7 protein-coding genes are annotated in these 5,609 nt (G+C 32.6%); 6 read left to right on the forward strand and 1 reads right to left on the reverse strand.

The genetic code is table 11. The annotated features are described in order from the left end of the window. The 6 genes from ACQCX0_RS05830 to ACQCX0_RS05855 form a co-directional block, all read left to right on the forward strand. Nucleotides 1–410 (forward strand): phage protein Gp27 family protein (locus tag ACQCX0_RS05830; RefSeq protein WP_462563232.1); only part of this gene is annotated, 410 nt, incomplete at its 5' end. A 1-nt stretch (nt 411) separates the two neighbouring features. Further along, nucleotides 412–1,737, forward strand: a complete 1,326-nt coding sequence (locus ACQCX0_RS05835) for a phage terminase large subunit family protein (protein ID WP_462563233.1) — start codon at nt 412–414, stop codon at nt 1,735–1,737. 131 nt (nt 1,738–1,868) lie between these two features. Then, a complete protein-coding gene (locus ACQCX0_RS05840) occupies nt 1,869–3,434 on the forward strand; it encodes a phage portal protein family protein (RefSeq protein ID WP_462563234.1) in 1,566 nt (521 codons plus the stop codon). Nucleotides 3,435–3,454: 20 nt separating this feature from the next. Next, nucleotides 3,455–3,955, forward strand: coding sequence for an Ntn hydrolase family protein (locus ACQCX0_RS05845; RefSeq protein WP_462563235.1), 501 nt, complete (start codon nt 3,455–3,457; stop codon nt 3,953–3,955). Between the two features lie 2 nt (nt 3,956–3,957). Then, complete coding sequence (locus ACQCX0_RS05850; RefSeq protein ID WP_462563236.1) at nt 3,958–4,413, forward strand: phage head morphogenesis protein; 456 nt, start codon at nt 3,958–3,960, stop codon at nt 4,411–4,413. A gap of 56 nt (nt 4,414–4,469) precedes the next feature. Next, complete coding sequence (locus tag ACQCX0_RS05855) at nt 4,470–4,745, forward strand: hypothetical protein (protein ID WP_462563237.1); 276 nt, start codon at nt 4,470–4,472, stop codon at nt 4,743–4,745. 481 nt (nt 4,746–5,226) lie between these two features. Here ACQCX0_RS05855 and ACQCX0_RS05860 read toward each other — a convergent pair whose 3' ends face one another. Beyond that, complete coding sequence (locus ACQCX0_RS05860) at nt 5,227–5,478, reverse strand: hypothetical protein (protein WP_465029893.1); 252 nt, start codon at nt 5,476–5,478, stop codon at nt 5,227–5,229. Nucleotides 5,479–5,609 lie beyond the last annotated feature (131 nt).

A 5,609-nucleotide genomic window follows, 5' to 3' on the forward strand; every position in this document is an offset into this window, starting at 1 on the left:
ATAGTGGTATAACTATTTCTTGGGGAGGGTTAGGTAGGTATAAGCAGTCATTTGATGAGGAGATGAGAGATTTACAGGCAGTAAAAGAAATAGCTAATTTATTACCTGAGGATAGTGGATTTGATGAAGAGAGTAAATTACATAAACTACTAGCTAAAATTCTAACCAAGTCTATGTTACAGCTAACTATGGGCAAGGAGGTACCGGCAAAGGAGGTATTTTTCTTTGCAAAGTCCTTAAAGGAGATTATGTCTTCAACCAAAGATAGAGAAAAAATCAAGGCAGACCTAAGAAAAGAGATTGAGAGAGAAATCAAACAAGCTCAAGGTGAGAAACTAAGTAGTGCCAGAAAAAGCGGTAAGATAAGTAAGAAGTCTTTTGATGATGCTATGAGGATATTAGGTTTATAGAATGAAAAAAGCTAATAAATTAATAACATTTTATCCTTATCAACAGGCTTATTTAAAAGATAAATCTAAGTTTAAAATAGCTCTGTTTGCAAGGCAAACAGGTAAAACCTTCACAAGTTGTGCGGAGATAGTACAAGATTGTTTGCTTGCAGAAAAAGAAGAAATGGCTGTTGAGTGGGTAATATTAAGCAGGGGTGAGAGACAAAGCAAAGTTGCTATGGATAGCTCCATAAAACCACTAACTAAAGCCTTTTATTCTATTTATAAAAACTTAAAAGAACCTGAATATTTAGAGTATTCACACAAAGGGGAGGAGGCTACTTATAATGCTTTAGAGGTTAAATTTCCAAGTGGTTCGGTAATTACAGCACTACCTGCTAATCCGGATACTGCAAGAGGATTTAGTAGAAATGTATTATTAGATGAGTTTTCCTTTCATAAAGATAGTAGAGAAATTTGGCAAGCGGTTTTTCCTATTATTTCAAAACCTAATTTGAAGTTAAGAGTTATTTCAACGCCAAATGGTAAAGCTAATAAATTTTATGAGCTATGGCATGATCAAACAGGTTTATGGAAAAAATATAGAACAGATATATTTGAAGCAGTAAAACAAGGCTTAGCAAGAGATATTGAAGAGTTAAAACAAGCCCTAAATGATGAGGAGGCATGGTTGCAAGAGTTCTGTTTAGAGTTTATAGATGAGGCTACATCTTGGTTTACTTATGATTTAATCAATGCTGTTGAAAATTCTAATGCTGGTATTCCCTCCATGTACAAAAAAGGTAATTGTTATATAGGAGTAGACGTTGCAAGGCGTGGTGATTTATGGGTAGCAATTGTGCTTGAGAGGGTAGGAGATGTTCTGTGGTTACGAGAGATGGTGGAACTAAAGAATCAAACCTTTTTAACCCAAGAAGAAGAGCTAGCAAAATTAATTAAAAAATACAAAGTAATAAAAATTGCAATTGACCAAACCGGGATGGGAGAGAAGGTAGTTGAGGATGCAAAAAGAAGGTTTGGTAATAGTAAAATACATGGAGTTTTATTTAGTAATAGCTCAAAGCAAGACTTAGCAACAGTTGCAAAGCAGTATTTTGAAGATAAAAAGCTAAGAATACCAAACCATGCAGGCTTAAGAACAGATTTACATAATATTAAAAAAGAAACAAGTGCAACAGGATTACCAAAGTTTGTAGCAAATAGAGAGAATGGTAGTCATAGTGATAGAGCATGGGCATTAATGTTGGCAATAAATGCTGGTTCTGTGAAATATCAAGAGTATCAGTATATACCGGTAGTTAGTAGTGATTTTAAGGGTATTCTATGATATGTTTCCTAAGCTTTTAAAAAAGCTTAACCAAAATTTTTACAAATTGATAAAGTGTTTTTGCTTCTTTTTATTCATAAAAAGAAGGTAAGGAAAGAGAATATAGGAATGCTAAGAAAAGAAAAGAGAAAATGTTCAAGAAAATATATAAACAAATACACAAAAAACTAGGTAATTTATTAACCGAGAATAAAATACAACCAAAAGGTGGTAGTTCTCTTATAAATCATACAAAAGATAGTATTTATAGTAATTTAGCTCCTGCCAGATTAACCTCTGTACTTAAAAATTTAAGAGAGGGTAATCCAAGAGAATTCTTAATTTTAGCTGAAGAGTTTGAAGAGAAAGACCCTCACTTTATCTCAGTTATTCAAACACGCAAACGTGCTTTAATAACAGTAGAGCCTACATTGTTAAGTGGTGAGATAAAGAATGAAGTAGTAATAGATACTTGCTATAAACTCATAGAAAAGCCATTTTTCACAAACTTAGTGATGGATTTATTAGATGCTATAGCTAAGGGATTTTCCGTATGTGAAGTAAGTTGGAGAGACAATGAAGTTGTAGGTTATAACTATCTACCTGCCTATTGGTTCTCTTATGATAGCAATGGCGAGCTAAAAATATGGGATGATACGGGTAGTAAACTCTTGCCGATTGTTGAAACTAAGGAAGAGGGCTTTTTTGAGAAAAAGTTTATAATACATGCTCCCGCCTCAAAGTCTTCAGTACAACTGCGAAATGGTTTAACAATTCCGGCATCTATTTATCTACTTTATAAAGCCTATGCGATGCGAGACTTTATGAGTTTTGCTGAAGTCTTTGGTATGCCGTTAAGGGTTGGTAAGTACGGAGCTGAACCAACCACTACAGATATAGCAACTCTAAAAAAGGCAGTAAAAGATTTAGGAGTAGATGCGGCGGCAATAATTCCGGAGAGTATGAGTATAGATTTTCATGAGGTAAATAAGGGTGATGGGGCAGGGCTATACACCTCACTACTTGATTATATAGATAAACAAATATCAAAGCTAATACTTGGTCAAACTATGACAAGTGATAATGGTTCCTCAATGGCACAAGCTAAAGTTCATAATGAAATAAGACTAGATATTGTAAAGAGTGATGCAAGAGAATTAGAGGCAACAATAAATAAATTTTTAGAGGCATATATTAATCAAACTATAGGATTGCAGAAAGAATATCCACGTATAAAATGGCAAATTCAAGAAAAAGAAGATAGAACAACATTAGCAGATGTTCTAACCAAAGTTTTACCACTTGGCTTAGAGGTTAGTAAAAGTGATGTAATAGAGAGATTAGGATTTATTAAACCACTAAATACAAAAGATGATGTCTTAAGGTTTAATCCATATACTAACTTAGCACCCATTCAAAAGCATATGGGGCAAAAACATAGCATACAAACTCATAATAAAGATGATGCTAATAATGATGAGGTGGTAAAAGACGGACTAGACGAACTTCAAGAGACAATAATTACAGAAAATAAACTAAATAATTTAGAAGAAGAGCTAATCTCACCAATTCTAAAAATTATAGAGAGAGCTAAAGATTATGATGATTTAAACAATAAACTCTCTAATCTCAAGCTAGATAGCAATTTATTGCAAAACAATCTCTCAGAACTAAACACCGCCTCACAAATAGTAGGTAATAAAAAAGATAATGTATAACTTAAATAAGGATACCCACAATGACAACAGTGGCAGTTAAAATTTACGATAATGAAATACATTTAGTAGCTGATACAAGAATAACCTCAGCAGGACATATTAAAGACGATATGAAACTAGAAAAAATCATTAATAATAACAATGTATATATAGCATGTTGTGGGGATGCATCTTGTATTATTTTCCTAAAAATTTTTAGCAGAACAAATATTCCAGAAGGTAACAATGTGAAAGATATTACGGAGTTTTTACATAAGTTTTTTATTTACTATCGTGAAGCTACAAGTGAAAAAAGCATAGAAGTAATGGGGTTAATCATATTTCAAGGCAAGGTATTTAGGTTTAATTTATGGAGCTTAAGTGTATTTGAAATTACTACATTTGATGCTCTAGGAAGTGGCTTTTATTTTGCATTATCTGCACTACATTTAGAAAAAACAGCAGAAGAAGCAGTAGAACTTGCTTGTAAATTAGATGCTTTTAGTGAATTACCATTACAAAAATTCGTAATTAGTAAGTAATAATGCCAAGCACGCATTTAGATAATAAAGTAAATAAGCCAACATATCATTGGACTGATGTTTTACATAATGAGCACTCAGCAGTATTTACTATTGCTAAATCCACAGAGGCGGATATTTTAAATGATGTTAAAGCCTCTTTAATTGAAGCATTAAATAACGGGAAAACGTTAAAACAATTCCAAAAAGAATTAAAGCCTATATTAACACAAAAAGGTTGGTGTGGCCAACGTAGGACGTTGGATCCCATCACAAAAAAAGAGAAAGTTGTCCAACTAGGTTCTCCAAGACGATTAGAAACTATTTATGAGTCCAATAAAAGAAGTAGTAGAAGTGTAGCTCTGTGGGAAAGAGCCCAAGAGACAAGGACGTATTGCCTTATTTTTTGTATAAGTTATGACCATCAAAAAAGCACAGAACAGACCACGCAGAATGGAAAGACCTCATCTTACCAATAGACCACCCATTTTGGGATAATGCCTTTCCACCGAATGGCTGGGGTTGTAAATGTTATGTGGTACAAATTAGTGAAGAAGAGTGTAAAAAAAGAGGTGGGGTAAGTAAAACTCCAAGCATTAAGTTTGATAGTAAAACAGCAGGTGGTAGAAACATTAAATACATGAGAGGTGTAGATCCTGCGTGGTCATCTAATAGCGGTAAATTTAGAAATAAAACCCTATCAGACACCTTAGAGAAAAAGTTATTACAAAGCTCACCGAACATGGCAGAAAATCAAATATCTAATATCATTAAAAGTAGTTTTTTTACAAGCTTTTTTTCAAAGAGCTAAAAAAGTGCAAGATGAGATTAAGTCTATAAAAAACAGAGCTTTCAATTATGTACCAGTTGCTTATGTGCAAAGTGGTGTTACTAATAAACCTAAAATTTTAAAGGTATCAGAGTAAACCTTAGCTACTAAAAAGAAAGCACATGGAGATTTAACCATCGGTGATTATTCATTAATACAAGATATTATCAGTACAGGTCATTATAATGCCTCTAAAAAAGCTTATATAAAGCAAATAGGGAAGTATTATTATTTAGTTGCTACAAAAATTACAACAGAAGGGGAACTGTTAATGAATAGTTTTTATAAAATAAGAGAAGAACAATTTAAAGAATGGACAAAGAAATAGAGAGTGGGGGCTCGGACATCTCCCCGCTGAGCGTAGTCTTTCTTGCAAAACTAAGTCAGGGCTCCTTTCTCACTCTCTACTTATGTTATTTCTAACATCTAAATTGTATATTTTATATAAATATAAATCAAGAAATTAAGTGATAACTTGGGATAATTTACCTAATTCTCTACCTTGCATTGTTAGATCTAATTTATATAATTTGCATTTATGTATAAAATCACACATTAACTTAAATTGTTTAGAATTATTGTATTGCTCTTCAATTTCTTTTTCTAGTATATCTTGTTCTGTTTCGTCTTGAATTTCTAAATAGCTATAAGCTACAAAAGAAACTTCTTGATATATAGTATCATAACTATTCTGCCATATATTAGGCGGATCCATTAGAAAATTACTAGATACTAAATAATCTATATTATCTTCAGATAAAGATGATAAGTCAGTATTATACTTATTTAAAAGGTTTGGTAATTTCTCTAAAAAGATCGGAAGAGCGGTTCAGCAGGAATGCCGAG

This window comes from Candidatus Hepatincolaceae symbiont of Strigamia maritima, assembly GCF_055505085.1.